Source organism: Mastigocoleus testarum BC008 (assembly GCF_001456025.1).
Lineage (GTDB): Bacteria > Cyanobacteriota > Cyanobacteriia > Cyanobacteriales > Nostocaceae > Mastigocoleus > Mastigocoleus testarum.
Genome location: NZ_LMTZ01000130.1, coordinates 1 through 15,210, shown reverse-complemented (window position 1 = coordinate 15,210; position 15,210 = coordinate 1). Strand labels below are relative to the sequence as shown.

Sequence of the window (15,210 nt, the reverse complement as noted above, 5' to 3'; positions counted from 1 at the left end):
GACTGAGAAATAAGAATAATTATACAGATGGTTAAGGAGTGATAAATGCGGGATAAGCTCAAATACGATAAAAACAAGAAAGACAATTTATCAATGTTTCGCGATCGCATTGCAGTGATGACAATAATGCTTTCGTTGATATTTACTCCGAATGTGGCGTTTTCGCGGGTGGGGGAAGTAGAGGAAAGGGTTACATTAACAGCACAAGCACAGGGGAGGGAAGAACAGCGAAAAGAATTAATTAGGTTGATTCTACAGGGAATGAAGTTATCGAATCAAGGTAAATATCAACAAGCTTTGGATTTATTTGAGAAAGGATTAATCATTACCAGAGAAATTGATGATAAAGCTTTTGAAGCTATGATCATTAATGGTATTGGCTTAGCCTACTGGAATTTGGGAGAACATGAAAAGGCATTAGATAATTATCAAAAAGCTTTAACTATTGCTCAAAAAATTAGTCATGAAGCTCTTGAAGCTACAACTATAAATAACATTGGGTTAGTCCACGTCAATATAGGACAGCATCAAAAGGCATTAGATTATTTTCAACAAGCTTTAACCATTGTTCAAAAAAATAATCTAACACCTTTTGAAGGTAAAATTAGAAATAACATTGGGGAAGTTTATCGGAATCAGAGAAACAATCAAAAGGCATTAGATTATTTTCAACAAGCTTTAACTATTGTTCAAGCAATTGGTGATAAACATGGAGAAGCTACAACTATTAATAATATTGGGTCAGTCTACGGAAATATAGGAAACTATCAAAAGGCATTAGATTATCATCAAAAAGCTTTAACTATTACTCAAAATAATGATTATGTAGCTCTTAAAAGTACTAATCTCAATAATATTGGAGAAATTTACTGGAATCTGAGAGACAATCAAAAGGCATTAGATTATTTTCAACAAGCTTTAACCATTGTTCAGACAATTGGTAATAAATATGGTGAAGCTACAACTCTCAATAATATTGGGGGAGTTTACAAAAGTCAGGGAGAGTATCAAAAAGCATTAAATCATTATCAAAAAGCTTTAACTATTGCTCAAAATAATGGCTATGAAGTTATTGAAGCTGTAACTATCAACCACATTGGGGAAAATTTATGGATTCTGGGAGAGTATCAAAAAGCATTATATTATTATCAACAAGCTTTAACTATTGCTCAACAAATTGATGATAAAGCTGTTAAAGGCACAACTCTCAACAATATTGGAATAGTTTACCACAAGCAGGGAGAATATAAAAAGGCTTTAGATAATTATCAACAAGCTTTAACTATTCGCCGAAAAATTGATGACAAAGTAGGTGAAGCTAAAACTCTCAATAGTATTGGGGGAGTTTACAACAATCGGGGAGAGTACAAAAAAGGATTAAATTATTATCAAAAAGCTTTAACTATTGCTCAACAAATTGATGATAAAGAAAGTGAAGGTACAACTCTCAATAATATTGGAACAGTTTACAACAAGCAAGGAGAGTACCAAAAAGGATTAGATAATTTTCAAAAAGCTTTAACTATTGCTCAAAAAATTGGCGATAAAGCAAGTGAAACTACAACTCTCAATAATATTGGAACACTTTACGACAATTGGGGAGAGTACCAAAAAGGATTAAATTATTATCAACAAGCTTTAACCATTGCTCAAAAAATTGGTTATAAAGCTGTTGAAGGTGTAACTATCAACAACATTGGGGGAGTTTACCGAAGTCTGGGAGAGTACCAAAAAGGATTAAATTATTATCAACAAGCTTTAACCATTGCTCAAAAAATTGGCGATAAAGCAAATGAAGCTCGAGTTCTCAATGGTTTTGGACTAATTTACGACACTCAGGGAGAATACCAAAACGCATTAGAGTATTTACAACAAGCTTTAACTATTGCTCAAAAAATTGATGATAAATTTGGTGAAGGTAGAACTCTCAACAATATTGGAAAAATTTATGGGAGACTGGGAGAATATCAAAAGGCATTAGATAATTATCAACAAGCTTTAACTATTGCTCAAAAAATTGATGATAAAGCAGGTAAAGGTACAACTCTTACCAATATTGGACAAGTTAACCGGAGTAAAGGAGAATACCAAAAGGCATTAGATAATTATCAACAAGCTTTAAATATCACTCAACAAATTGGCAATAAATTTGGTGAAGGTATAATTCTCAGTAATATTGGAGTCATTTACACGTTTTTAGAGCAGTACCAAAAGGCATTAAATAATTATCAACAAGCATTTACAATTGCTCATAAAATCGGCGATAAAGCTGGTAAAGCTACAAGTCTCCATAATATTGGAGAAGTTTACAACCTGAAGGGAGAGTACCAAAAGGCATTAAATAATTATCGACAAGCTTTCGCTATTAGCGAACAAATAGGCGATAAAGTGATGATAGGTAGAACTCTCAACGGTATTGGAGCAAATTATGTTTTTCAAGGTAAATATTTAGATGCACAAACAAAATTATTCACCGCTATAAAACTTTGGGAATCATTAAGAGAAAAGTTACCATATGAGCAGCAGGTAACAATTTTTGAAGAACAGAATGATACTTATAAATTGTTACAATACGCTTTAGTATCTCAAAATAAAATTGACCAAGCACTAGAAATATCTGAACGCGGTAGAGCCAGAGCATTAGTCTTTTTACTAACACGAAACCTCAACCCCGACAGTCAAATAGATATTAAATCTCCCAACATTTCAGATATTAAGAAAATAGCCAAACAGCAACAATCAACACTAGTTGAATATTCTGTAGTTAACGAATCAATACTCTACATTTGGGTAATCAAACCCACGGGTGAAGTTGCATTCAAAAAAGTTGACCTGAAATCCTTAAAAATTCCTCTCAACGAGTTAGTAAGTACCACTCGTGCATCTATGGGAGTAAGAAGTAAATTTTCAGCAATTGTCAAACAACCTTTAGCCAATCCCCAAGAACAAACCGAAAAATTACAAAAACTCCACCAACTACTAATTAAACCCATCGCTCAACTCTTACCTAAATATGACGATTCCCGCGTTATTTTCATTCCCCACCAAGACTTATTTCTTGCACCTTTCCCAGCTTTAATGGATGCTGATGGAAAATACCTGATTGAAAAACATACTATTCTCACCGCACCTTCAATTCAAGTACTAGCATTAACCAACGAACAACGACAAAAATTAGCTAATAAAAGCGGAGAATATCTAATTGTAGGTAATCCTAGCCCAATGCCACCAGGATTTGAACCCCTGAGTGGTGCAGAAAAAGAAGCAAAGGCGATCGCCAAACTTTTGAATGTTAAACCGTTAATTGGTTCCCAAGCTACTGAATATAAAATTACTCAAAAATTACCATCAGCTAAGTTAATTCATTTAGCTACTCACGGAACCTTTAACGAAGTACAACCTAGAGAAAGTGGGATTGCGCTTGCACCTGGAGGTGGTAGCGATGGAATGTTAACTGCGGGTGAAGTTTTTGATTATAAAATGAAATTAAAGGCGGAATTAGTCGTTCTTAGTGCTTGTGATACTGGAAGAGGAAGGATTACTGGTGATGGAGTAATTGGGTTATCTCGTTCCTTAATTTCTGCTGGAGTTCCCAGTGTCCTGATTTCATTATGGCAAGTTCCCGATGCTGCCACTGCTGAATTGATGACAGAATTTTATACCAATGTCTATGAAAGGAAACTTGATAAAGCCCAAGGTTTACGACAAGCAATGTTAAAGGTAATGAAGAAACACCCTAATTATCCCAAAGCTTGGGCTGCTTTTACCCTGGTTGGAGAAGCGGAGTAATCAATATACAAGGGTGCTGTGAGACTTTGCTTGATAGCTAATGGTGTTTGGCGTGTTGCATTTGCATTTGAATCCAGACGCGATGCAATATTGTTAGTGGCAGGAGATAAATCCGGTGGTAGTGAAAGTCGTTTTTATAAGCAACTAATCAAAACGGCTGATAAAAGATTTGAAACACATTTAACCCAACTGAAAAATCAACAAGACGAAAAGTGAGAATAAGCTATGGGTAAAACTTTAAAAGAAAAATTAGAAGAATTGTCACCAGAACGACGAAAAAAAATTGAGGAAGAGTCACAAAGGCTGATTGCAGAAGAAATGACTCGACAGCAGTTGCGACAAGCTAGAAAGCTAACTCAAAAACAAATGGCTGAACTGTTAGAAGTTGATCAAGGGAATATTTCTCGTTTGGAACAGCGTACTGATTTGATGCTTTCAACTTTGCAGAAGTATATTGCAGCGATGGGAGGTAATTTAAAGCTTGTTGTTGAATTTCCCAACCTTCCACCTGTTACGTTAGTAGGTATTTCGGAAATCGAGGAATCAGAATTAGATGACGTTGAATTTGGTTCTTAATAAGGGCTTAAGTAGTTCATAGGTTAGTTTAAGGAAGCGCAACCCAACACCTGACGGTATATAGTAAAAAATATTTTCTACCCCCTCTCTTCCTAACGACAAATATAAATGCTAATTAAAAAATCACTCCGCTTCCCCAATCAAAGTAAAAGCAGCCCAATCACGAGGATTTGGATGCTGTTTCATTCTCGTCAACATCGCTTGTCGCAGTGCAGTAGCTTTATCAGGATTTTTGCTGAGGTTTTGATAAAAATCCGTCATTAATGATGCTGTAGGTGAATCTGGTACCGACCACAATGAAACTAAAACGCTGGGAACTCCGGAACTAATTAACGAACGAGATAAACCAATTACCCCATCACCAGTAATTCGACCCCTACCTGTATTACAAGCACTCAATACCACTAAATCAGCATTAAGTTTGATATCTAGGATTTCGGATGCAGTCAAAAGACCATTATCTTGAGAAGAGGGTGCAAGAGCAATGGAACTTTGTAATCCTTGGAAACCATCAAATAAACCGTGGGTAGCTAAATGAATTAATCCTGCTTGGGGAAGTTTGGCTTTAATAGCGGTTTCCGTGGCTTCGTCACCAGTCAAGGCTATGGTATAAAATAGGGGTGCAATAGCTTCCGCTTCTCGTTTGGCTCCTGGTAGAGATGGTAACTGTTTTCCTGGCTCTCCATACTTGGTATTAAATGACGGCATAGTAGGATTGCCTACTATCAGAGCATTTTTTCGAGATGATTTTGGTAAAGTTTTGATGCGCTTTTGTTGTTGGCGAGTTAATTCTAATACTTGAATCGCGGGTGCGGTGAGAATGGTGTGTTTTTCAATCAGGTATTTACCTTTAGAGTCCATTAATGCAGGGAAGGGAACCAGGAATAAATCACCTTGAGGAACGAAAGTAACGCGTTGATTGGGGTCAGTTGGTAAGAGGTCAGCGATGGGTTTAACTAATAGTTGATGGAGTTTTTGTAAGCTTTCCTTTTGTATTTTTTCATTCACGGGATTTTTGACTTTGACATCAAAAATATTGCGCTCATCATCACTAACACCCAAGGATTTACGGGTGGTGGAAACTAATTTACCTAATGTTGTGTTTTCTTTTTGCCACAATGGTTTTAAGTCAGCTTTACGGAAGGTGACTTCACCTGTGGGTTTGATTACCCAAATGTAGAGTTTGGATTCTTTGGTTTGTCCTTTACCCGCAACTTTGAATTCTTCACCAATAATTGAATATTGGACTAAAGTAGAATTTTGTGCGTTAGCAATTTGTTTTATTTGGTTAATAGTTGGTTCCGTAGCGGAATAAATATCACTATTAGGGGAGAGACGACTAGTCATTAAATCCACAAAAGCTCTAGCGCGTCCACTTTCGGCAACTTCTAAGGCTGCATTGGTTTTATTTTGGGCGATTAGTACTTGTTGTAAGGTACTATAAATGTTTGCTTGTTTCTCAAAAATGGAAATTTTTAAGTTATTCTGGTTTCCTAGTCTACTCCGCTGAGACTTCCGAACCTCAACTCCATATTTTAAGACTTTTTCGGCTTCTACAAAATTCTTAGATTTGAACAAAGCAAGTCCCAGATTATTCAGGGTACTACCTTCAGCATCGCGATCGCCGATTTTTTTGAAAAGTACTAAACTTTGTTTGTGTAATTCAATAGCTTTTTTATAGTCTTCTAGGGAATTGTAAACAAGTCCCATATTAGTCAGCAAAGCACCTTCACCGGGGTGGTTGCCGATTTCTCTAGCGATTACTAAACTTTGTTGATAGAAGTCAATGGCGTTTTGATATTCTCCTAGAGAGTTGTAAACATTTCCTAAATGACCAAAACCACTACCAAGACCTGCGCGATCACCTATTTCTTTATCAATTGCTAAGCTTTCATGATAAAAACCAATAGCTTTCCGATAGTCTCTCAGGAAATAGTAAGCAGTTCCTAGACCACTCAGCGCACTACTCTCACGAACGCGATCGCCTATTTCTCTAGCGATTACTAAACTTTGTTGCTCGAAGCCAATAGCTTTTCTATAGTCTCCTAGGGAATTGTAAGCACCTCCGAGGTTATCTAATGTAGCAGCTTCACCAGCGCGATCGCTAAGTTCTTTTACGATTACTAAACTTTTTTGGAAAAACTCAATTGCTCTTTTATTGTCTCCTAGAGAACCGTAAGCAATTCCCAGATTCGTCAGGACCCGACTTTCACCTTTATGAGAACCAATATCTTTGAAAATTCCCAAGCTTTGTTGGTAATACTCAATAGCTTTTTTATGCTTCCCTAGTTTATCGTAAGCAATTCCCAGATTCGTCAGCGTACTACCAACACCTGCGCGATTACCAAGTTCTTTTACGATTACTAAACTTTCTTGGAAAAACTCAATTGATATTTTATACTCCCCTATAGAATTGTAAGCAAGTCCCAGATTATTCAGTGCACTACCTTCACCTGCACGATCCTTAATTTTTCGGTATATTTGCAATGCTTGCTTCCAAGATAATAAAGCAGCTTTCAATTGACCTTTTCGGTACTGTCGCTTGCCTTGGTTGTGTAGTCTATCAGCTTTTCGTTTCTGGGGATTACTTCTAAGTTGCGCCTTTGCAAGCATTGGCTGTACTATTGCTTCTAATTCTGAGTTTTTAATTTCCAGTGCAATTGTTAAAGATTTTTTGTAGTAATCAATCGCTTTTGGATAATCTTGCCACACAGAGTAAACCGAACCCAAATTAGCTAACACCATAGCTTCACCTTTGCGGTTTTTGATATCCCGAAAAATAATTAGTGCTTTTTGAAAACATTGTAATGCTGCTTCAAGTTGATTGGCTTTAAAGTGCTGATTACCTTGTTGAAACAACCTATCCGCTTCCGCTGTCCGTGCATCCATCGTCTGCGCTAAAACCCCCGATGTCATCAAAACCATCGGCAACTTAGGAACAAAAGAAGCAGACAAAACCACCAACGAACTAACTAAAACACTCCGCCCAATTTTGTAATAACCCATTCCTATAACTCCCCACATCACAACAAACCAACCAACGTAAAACCAGCCCAATCCCTCGGATTAGGATGCTTTTTCATCGTTTCCAATATCGCTTGACGTAATGCACCTGCTTTACCAGTGTTTTTACTTAAGTTAGCATGAAAAACCGTCATCAATATCGCTGTTGGTATATCGGGAATATCCCACAGGGAACCAATAACACTATCTGCACCAGCAGCGAAGAAAGAACGAGACAAGCCGATTACACCATCACCTGTAATGTGTCCCAAAGCTGTTTCGCAACCTGACAAAACAACTAAATCGGCTTTGAGGTCTAAATTCTGGATTTCTGATGTTCTCAACCAACCATCATCTTGATTGGAAGAATCAAGAGCAATTACATCGGGAGGGTTATTCGTTTTACAGTCATTAGGATAAGTCATTGTTGCTAAGTGAATAATTCTCGCTTGTGACATTTTATTTACAATTGCAGTTTCTGTAGCAGCGTCACCTATTAATGCTTGAGTGTTGAATATCCTTGCAATGTTTTTTGCTTCTTTTTCTGCTCCTGGTAAGTTTAGTACTTTACAAGAATCTCCTTTTGTGAGTGGTTTTTTGGGTGCTGTGGGGTTTCCGACTATCAATAATTCATCATTTGTCATGGTTGTAGGGACAAATGATTTTTCTCCATTACGTGCATTTTTTCGCTGATGAAGTAAATCTAATACTTGAATTGAGGGAGCGGTAGAAATTGTATATTTTTCAATTAAATATTTACCTTTTTTATCTCGTAATGCAGCAAAAGAAACCAGGAATAAATCACTTTGAGGTATAAAAATAACTCCTTTTCCCTGTTGTTTGGGTAATAAATCAGCAATAGGTTGAATTAATACTTGATGAAGTTTTTCCCAATTTTTTATATGATATTTTTCTTTTGATTTTTCCGCTGCGACTCGAATACCTTTATTGTACTCTCTTCTCAGATTGATTTGATTGCGATGTCTAGTAATTAAATCTCCAAGTGAAGTTTTTTCTCTCTGTCGCCAAGCTTTTAAATCAACGCGACGCATGGTAATTTCACCTGTAGGTTTGATGACCCAAATTAATAATTCTGATTCTTGTGTTTTTCTTTTTCCATCAACATTTACTTCTTCAGTCAAAAGTGAATATTCAACCAATGTCACATTTTGAGCTTTTGCAACTTCTTTAATTTGCTCGATTGAAATTGGATCAACATTGATTGTGGGTAATTTTTTTGTGAATAAATCTCTAAATGCACGTTGGCGACTATTTTCGGAAATTTCTAAGGCTGCTTCAGGTTTATTTTGGAGAATTAGAGTTTTAATTAAATTTTGAGATGCTTGTATATTCTGTGAGTGTGAAATCTCAGATAAAATATAATTATTTTGCAAATTTGAACCTATATTTAAATATGTAGGGGATTTGATTATTGGTGATTTGACTATAGCAATTGCACTGGTTAAAGGTAATGAAGGATATATGGTAATACCAACCAAAGTTAATACTATTTTAGTTATTAGTTGCGATAAGCTCATTTTTTGAATTTTTCTCCCATTTAAGAAATCATAAAAATAATGCTTAATTTTTTGGAAATTAGTTATGCTTCGACCCCACAAATATTAAAAGTAATTTGCAGGGTAGTTCAACTAGATTCAACTTCAAAAATTAAGTATTACGTATACGCTCAATTGCATTGCGAGATTTTTGAGCCATTTCTTTATCTCCATCATTCTCAAAGAGACTAGTTGCTATTTGTAAATCTGTAATTGCATTTTCTTTTTTACCTAATTGATAGTTAGTAAATCCTCTGAACAAGTATGCATAAGATATGGAAGAATCCAGTTCTATTGATTTATCTAAATTAGCTTTTGCTTATTGGTATTGTTTTAATTGAAAATAGCTTAATCCACTAAATAAGTAAGCATATTGATTGTTGGGTTGAATTTTTATGACTTCACCGAAAGCCTGAATTGCTTCATTAAATTTTTCTGCTTTAAATAGTTCAAGTCCTTTTTTTAAATAGATTTGTGCTGTCTGTTTATCCTCTCTCGAGTCAGGAGTTTGTATTGGGTCAACTTGCAATTTCTCAATTTGTGGTTTCAATTTCAATTCGATTTTAGGTAAAGTCTGAGAATTTGCTTTTTGACTAACTACCATAAAGCCGAGTAAAACGATTGCAGGTATTACTTTTAAAACTTTCATTTGTGTCTCTCCAGTTAAGTTATTGATAAAGTTAATGAGTAATCGAAATGTATAGTAGATACACTTTTGTGTGCGTTCTAATGATTTATATTTCTCGGTATTTCAGAGGGTATGCAGTTCTGTAAAATTATTTAATTATCTCTCTTGCTTACCCAATTTTTTATATATCTGGGTATTTTGGGGGTATGCAAAAATAGTATTGAATTAGTAAAAAAGACGTAGCAATGCTACGTCTCTACATCAAGTTCTCAAGATAGACAAAATTCTAACGACTTCTGGAACGTCCAATGTTTACAGAAGATTGTTTAGGTTGACATAAGTGATTTGGTAGTTGTTTAATCATTTGTGACAATTTGGGTGATGGATTTGGAACTGAATAAACTTGCTGTAGTGCATCAGACCATAATCCTTTTTGTGCAAAGTACTTAGCTTTACTTAGGGCTATTTTTTCTGCATCTGCACCCTTGTTTTTTTGCAATCTTTCCAAAACCCTCAATTCTACTGCAATTTGATTTCGCTGGGGTGCTTCCATCACTTTAAAGGGAACGAACATGGTTGGATAAGCACTTTCATGTTCGCTTAAAAATACTGACAACCTATAAGTTTTACCAGGTTCCAAGGCTTGACCTGTATAATTTACACTTTTATAGTTTGCACTTGTATAGTTTGCACTTTTACCACTTGAATTTGTGTTGTCCGCACTTTCATTAGTTATACTTTGAGTCCCGGTTACAATTTGAGTCTCTAGATATTCCTTATTACCTGGGATTCCTATTGCTATTTTCTTAATGTCACCTTTCCAGAGAAAGAATGGTTTAGTATTCCAGACAATTCTGGTTTGGGATGGTGCATCCGGGGAAATTAAGCACAGGGGTTTTCCTGGACGAGAACCAGTTCTACGTGGTTTTATCGGTGGTTCTGGGTCTTTAGGTTTGGGTTTGGATTTTGGCTTGGGTTTAGACTTGGACTTAGGTTTGAATATCTGATTCCACAAGCTTTGTATAAGTGAAGTGTTTTGTGCGTGGACAGTTTGAGGATTTAACGAAAATAAATAGATTAAAACTGTAACAGATAAAATTGAACTACGTCGTATCGATGTAATTTTATTCATAAATCAGCCTTTTTCTGATAAAAAGCATGTAGAACGTAAAACCAAAAAGTTATTGTTGGTAATAACCAAGGCAAAATAATCGCGGCTGGTGAAATATAAAGCTGTAAACTAATTAATGCATAGATTGTGGAAGCTATACTTATTAGAATCAAGTTTTGTTGGCGTTGTTCCAGATTTTTTATCAAATAATCAGATGTAAATTTACCCAGTATTATTGCTAAACCGATTGTCCATAAATCAGGAATAGGTACAACTATTCTATTTTTTAGGTAGTGATGGGTCATATATCCGTGAATTTCACCACCTGTAAGGACTCCACGGGTATTGTTTTGATCGATTTGATTTCGCCAGTAACCTAAAGCAGCAGGTAAATCAAAATTATCCTCATTGTTTTGTGCGATTCCAGCTTCGCCATATGCACCTGGTGCAATAATTACAATCTGCTGGGAAAGTTGTTTTTGGAATTTAGTAAAACTTGAATTCTCTAATAGTTCCCAAGCGGAAATAGTTTGATATATCTGGTTTGGAGGTATAGAAAAATCTATAATTGGATGCAACCACATTTGACCCAGATGATAACTATTGGCTGTTAATGGTTGTAAACGAATTTTTGCAGATATCAAATTTGATATCTTCAAATTTGAATATTTGCGATTATTGCCATTAGTTTTAATATGAACGGTACGTGCAGTTTTACTGCGAACGCTTATCTGTTCCCAAAAATCTTGTTTGCTTTCTAATCGCGGTTGTGGTGAATTGGGAGATTTCTGTAATTGATGGGAAAGAGCTAAAACAAATCCTAAAGGTCTGGGTTTAGGGTTATCATCTGAACTGGGTAGTAGTTGCATATAACCAGGTAAAACCTCGATTTCTCCTGGTAAGCTCCAGTTGTAACTCGCAATTTCTTCATGTACGCTCAGCCATGTACCATTAGGATCGCGAGTTTTAGGAAACACAAACCATGTGGGTTGAGATCTAGTGAGTTGAGATTTAGTGGTTTGAGATCTAGAATTCAACCCAGCTTTAATAGAATTTGCCAAAATGCGATCGCTATTTCGATTTGGTCTATCTAATAAATAGTCAATACCAATAACTGGCGCTTTTAATTCTACTAATTTATCTATTAAACTCGCCAAATACTTGCGGTCCATCGGTCGAGGATTAAAAATTCTGGCTTTTTTAATTGATTCATTATCTATTTGCACCAATAAAACAGGAGGAGTTGTTACCGAATTAATTTGACCTGTTAAATTGCGATATATGGCTTGTGCTAATACCCGTCTTTCTAACAACCAACCCTGTACGGGAAGCTGTAAACTAATTAATACTAAAGCAGAAATTGTTACAGCTTCTAAAGGGGTTGGAATTAAACTTTTCAGACGTTGCTTAAATTGAAAAGGCTCGATACGAAATAAAGGTGCTGCGGGATGACGAAATAAAGAGGGAACCAGATAAGAACTTGGATAAGTCAGGTTTTTTTCTACTTTTAAATACTGACTTGCTGCTAACAAGCACTCATGCACATCTTTATATTCAGCTAAGGCTTGGGAAAATTTAACTAAAAAGTCAGTTGCAACCTGATTATGAATCGGTTCTCGCATAATTGCAACTTGACTAATACCTAAATCGATTAATTTATTTGCAATACTCAAACCACTACAGGAATTAAATATTGCAACTTGTAACCCCTTCTCTTTAGCTGTTGTTAAATGTTTTTCTAATTCGCTCAAATATAAAGAAGTATTAGGTGCTATGGCAATTTCTCCGCCAGTGAGATAAGTTTCGTTACTATGTCCGGCAAAAAATAAAATATCCCAACCTTTATCTGAGTTTAGGGCTGAGATTATTTCCTGTTTTAGTTCATCAATATCTGTTCCGACTTTCCAACCAACAAACTCAACATCAACAATTTTATTTAGAGATTTTAAAGCTTTTTTCTCTTCCTGAAAATTCAAGTTGGTATCATCACCTAAAATTGTTAATACTCTAGCTTTACGTCTAACAATTCGCTCCGATGTAGCTTGAATAATATTAATTGGTTGACGAATAACACGGATTTTATCGGCAGCAAATTCTGTACCAATTTCCCATGCTTCCCAGGGTAAATGTGCTAATTCTAGGTCGTTACAACTAATAAAAATATTTGTAATTAAGCCACAAACTGAGTTGATATCTTTACTTTTTTGTTCTTCTAATTCTTTACTTAATGTACTAATCTTAGAACGGATATCATATAAATTACTACTACGTAACCATTGATGAAATTCATATAATAGTTTAGCTTCTGCTTGTACTAATTTTGCTTGCCAATCAGTTGATGGAGGAGCTACAACCCCCTGATTTATAACTTTTCCCCGGAGTTTATTGCTATAAAATTTGCGGTAAAATCGCTGCCATTCTTGATATGATGATGCGATTGATTCAGGATAAGTAATTTGAGCATTAAGTTGTTGACCTTTGCCCCAAGAAAGCTCAAATAAACAGGTTCGATCTACTTTCTGAATTTTCAGATATACATTAATCATCGGTTTTTTGCTACTCGTGATATGTATTTTTCTTCATATCAAGCGCTCTCCAATTACCTGATGGTACAAAACTAGCCCAATAGTAAGGATGCTCGTAACCTGCTGTTGATAATAACTCAAGTTGTGCTTCCCGTAACGCCTCATGTCTACCTTTACCGGCTTTCAAACCTTGATAATACTTCACCATCAAGTCTTTGGTTCCAGCATCGTCCACCAACCACAAGCTCAAAACCTGACTTTGAGAACCAGCCATTACTAAAGCGCGACGCAACCCATACAACCCCTCACCTACTTTCACATCACCCAAGCCGGTTTCACAAGCAGATAGCACTACTAATTCGGTTCCTTTCAAATCCAATCCCACAACTTCAAGAGCGGTGAGTACACCATCATTGCTACTAGCTGAAGCTTGGTTACGATTGTTGAAACCCGCTAAAGCCAATCCCGAACGTAACAGGGGATTTTCCAGTTGGATTTTTTGTGTTGGTTTGGCAATTTTATTTGTAATTAACCCCGCATCAAACGTGGGTAAATCTACTTCAACATCAGGAAGAAAGAAACCATGGGTAGCTAAATGCAGGATACTGGGAGACTGAAGTTGTTTGAGAGCAGTTTCCGTAGCTTGTTTTTTGGAGATAATTTTGGTGTTGGTAAAAATTGATTTAATTTGTTGTGCTTCTTTGGATGTGGCTTCAAGCGCTCCATATTTTAAGCTTGCTAAGTCAGTTGAACGACGATTTCGGGAATCACCGCGAGTACTTGTTGCAACTGTAGTTTCTTTTTGATCGTAGTCGATATCTGCAAACACTACAGGGGTAGAATTATTACTAGCAGACGAATCAAACCGCAACAAATCCCGTCCGCTAGTAAGATATGAAAATGCATATCTCTCTATCAAGTACTTACCTTTTTCATCTCGTAGTGCTTCAAAAGGAATCAGGTTTAATTGTCCGTCGGGGGATAGTAGTAAATGACGCGCATTTCCCAAGTGGGGACGTATAAGCTTCATGACTTGCTCGTCCAAATTGCGAGCAAGCTCATTAAGATACTTCCCGTCAGCAGGTCCAGGTATAACACCGCCACGTTTTTCTGGTGAAGCAGAATCGTTTTTTGATAGTTTACTCTTGCTTAATAAAGCTTTACGTAACTCGAAAACTGACTTGTTAATCGCCGTAGCTTCACCCAAATCAACCCATTTCGGCTGTCCCTGGTTTCGCAATATAGCCGCCGCATATCGGGGCTTACCAAAATATTTATCCTGCTTTTTAGCTTTGGGATTAAATGGCTCATACTGCACAATCTCCACTAATCCTGCATTTTTGGGTATTTTAGCTTGGACTGCTGCTAACTCTACTGGTTCAAATTCGTTGCGGAATTCCGCACTTTTAACATTTATAGCTTCTTCTAACTCTTCTCTTCTGGCTTCTAATTTTTGATATCTAGCTTTATATTGTGCAGGCGTTTGTTTTCCTAACTCTTTGTACACCAGTGCTGATAGCTGCTGCTGTACCTCCAGCCACTCATCAAATAGTTGTTTTGCTTGGGGATTGTTTTTTAGTTGACTGCGTAATATTTGGGTGCTGTTGGTAACTGTGTCGAGTACTCGTCCTTTGCGACGCAGTACGTTAGTTAATGCTAGTCGTATTACTTTCGGATTGTTGCGGGCTTCCCCAAGGGATAGAGAAATAATACGACTAGTTGTGCCTGAAAAAGTTCTGATATAGTATTGCTTTCGTTGTTCTGAAATTCGAGTAAAGATAAGTTTTAGATTTTGTTCTTGAATTTCTGAAGCACGAGTGAAAAAATTAGTTGCATGGGTAATATCACCTTTTAACCAGTACAGTTCTGCCAGATTGTTGAGGATTTGTGCAACGTCGGGATGTTGTTTACCCAGTGTTGTCTCCATAATTGCTAGTGATATAGCAATCGCCAGCTTAGTTAGGACGTAAGGTAAGATAGATCGAGAAGTGATTAGTCTGGACAATTCCAATGGCAAGGTCT

Annotated in this window: 9 protein-coding genes and 1 pseudogene; 3 read left to right on the top strand and 7 right to left on the bottom strand. The window is 36.4% G+C overall.

Annotated elements, in window-relative coordinates; genetic code table 11:
- Nucleotides 1-45 precede the first annotated feature (45 nt).
- The 3 genes and pseudogenes from BC008_RS34440 to BC008_RS34430 all read left to right on the top strand — a co-directional run bounded on the left by BC008_RS34440 (nt 46) and on the right by BC008_RS34430 (nt 4,365).
- Complete coding sequence (locus BC008_RS34440) at nt 46-3,789, top strand: CHAT domain-containing protein (protein WP_058184225.1); 3,744 nt, start codon at nt 46-48, stop codon at nt 3,787-3,789.
- Between the two features lie 36 nt (nt 3,790-3,825).
- Nucleotides 3,826-4,005 (top strand): annotated as a pseudogene (locus tag BC008_RS34435) (type II toxin-antitoxin system RelE/ParE family toxin); the annotation flags it as partial.
- 9 nt (nt 4,006-4,014) lie between these two features.
- A complete protein-coding gene (locus BC008_RS34430) occupies nt 4,015-4,365 on the top strand; it encodes a helix-turn-helix domain-containing protein (RefSeq protein ID WP_027846998.1) in 351 nt (116 codons plus the stop codon).
- A gap of 123 nt (nt 4,366-4,488) precedes the next feature.
- Here BC008_RS34430 and BC008_RS34425 read toward each other — a convergent pair whose 3' ends face one another.
- From BC008_RS34425 to BC008_RS34400, 7 genes are all read right to left on the bottom strand, one after another.
- Nucleotides 4,489-7,422, bottom strand: coding sequence for a CHAT domain-containing protein (locus BC008_RS34425; protein ID WP_235595972.1), 2,934 nt, complete (start codon nt 7,420-7,422; stop codon nt 4,489-4,491).
- Nucleotides 7,389-8,906: a CHAT domain-containing protein gene (locus BC008_RS34420; protein ID WP_082650685.1), complete on the bottom strand. Its 1,518-nt coding sequence runs from the start codon at nt 8,904-8,906 to the stop codon at nt 7,389-7,391. The genes BC008_RS34425 and BC008_RS34420 overlap by 34 nt, the downstream gene beginning before the upstream one ends.
- 130 nt (nt 8,907-9,036) lie before the next feature.
- A complete protein-coding gene (locus BC008_RS49905; protein ID WP_161938192.1) occupies nt 9,037-9,186 on the bottom strand; it encodes a hypothetical protein in 150 nt (49 codons plus the stop codon).
- Nucleotides 9,187-9,243: 57 nt separating this feature from the next.
- Nucleotides 9,244-9,573, bottom strand: coding sequence for a tetratricopeptide repeat protein (locus BC008_RS34415; protein WP_027845841.1), 330 nt, complete (start codon nt 9,571-9,573; stop codon nt 9,244-9,246).
- A gap of 265 nt (nt 9,574-9,838) precedes the next feature.
- Nucleotides 9,839-10,684 carry a hypothetical protein gene (locus BC008_RS34410; protein WP_027845840.1) on the bottom strand — a complete coding sequence of 282 codons (846 nt, stop codon included), beginning with the start codon at nt 10,682-10,684 and terminating at the stop codon, nt 9,839-9,841.
- On the bottom strand, nt 10,681-13,209 hold the full coding sequence (locus tag BC008_RS34405; protein WP_027845839.1) for a CHASE2 domain-containing protein: 2,529 nt from the start codon (nt 13,207-13,209) through the stop codon (nt 10,681-10,683). Before BC008_RS34405 ends, BC008_RS34410 begins: the two co-directional genes overlap by 4 nt.
- A gap of 10 nt (nt 13,210-13,219) precedes the next feature.
- The coding region (locus tag BC008_RS34400) for a CHAT domain-containing protein (protein WP_058184288.1) at nt 13,220-15,210 on the bottom strand (1,991 nt) is incomplete at its 5' end.

Excerpts from the sequence above, each read along its gene's own strand:
- BC008_RS34440 (WP_058184225.1), top strand. The coding sequence starts at position 46 with ATGCGGGATAAGCTCAAATACGATAAAAACAAGAAAGACAATTTATCA.
- BC008_RS34415 (WP_027845841.1), bottom strand. The coding sequence starts at position 9,573 with ATGAAAGTTTTAAAAGTAATACCTGCAATCGTTTTACTCGGCTTTATG.
- BC008_RS34405 (WP_027845839.1), bottom strand. The coding sequence starts at position 13,209 with ATGATTAATGTATATCTGAAAATTCAGAAAGTAGATCGAACCTGTTTA.
- BC008_RS34420 (WP_082650685.1), bottom strand. The coding sequence starts at position 8,906 with ATGAGCTTATCGCAACTAATAACTAAAATAGTATTAACTTTGGTTGGT.
- BC008_RS34430 (WP_027846998.1), top strand. The coding sequence starts at position 4,015 with ATGGGTAAAACTTTAAAAGAAAAATTAGAAGAATTGTCACCAGAACGA.
- BC008_RS34410 (WP_027845840.1), bottom strand. The coding sequence starts at position 10,684 with ATGAATAAAATTACATCGATACGACGTAGTTCAATTTTATCTGTTACA.